At 39.9% G+C, this 582-nt stretch carries 1 protein-coding gene; it reads right to left on the reverse strand.

The features are described 5' to 3' along the window. Positions 1-70 precede the first annotated feature (70 nt). Complete coding sequence (locus ACRPK8_RS15815; protein WP_432238994.1) at positions 71-394, reverse strand: NUDIX domain-containing protein; 324 nt, start codon at positions 392-394, stop codon at positions 71-73. Positions 395-582 lie beyond the last annotated feature (188 nt).

Raw genomic sequence — 582 nt, forward strand, 5'->3', positions numbered from 1 at the left:
TTCTTTTTTCGCAAAAGGAGTGCAGAACTGTGTACGTTTCCGTCGCACAAGTCTGCACTCCTATTCTGCATTACACACCAGCATCGCAACGATAGAACTGTCCTTCGTTCAAGTAATACGTCGTTTCATTTTGTGAATAGAAATATCGATTTGCGCGTCCGATAAAAGCACCGATTTCGATATCCAGTCCGGTTTCTTCTAAAACTTCTCTTTTAAGACAGTCCTCGTGCGTTTCGTGTGCATCGATTCCGCCACCTGGAAGAAAATATTTTCCGTCATTTTTTTGAATGATAGCTATTTTGTCTAACTGATGATTGAACATTACAGCATAGACAGCCGGTCTTGTTATGTAGCGTTGATTATTTTCTTTCTGACCAAAGGAGATGACATCCATTCCTACATCCGTCCTTTCATATGATCTTTCATTTTGAATTATACCTTAAAAAGTAACTTACACGGAGGAGCTATTCATTCATGGGCATCACCGATACAAAAACCCCTCATTTTAGACTGACCTAGCAATATGAGACACATATAAAACACCTTGATTAGGCTGCCAGTACACCGTATTTTTTCGGTGTC

The organism is Exiguobacterium sp. TDN 0502, from assembly GCF_050846835.1.
GTDB lineage: Bacteria > Bacillota > Bacilli > Exiguobacteriales > Exiguobacteriaceae > Exiguobacterium_A.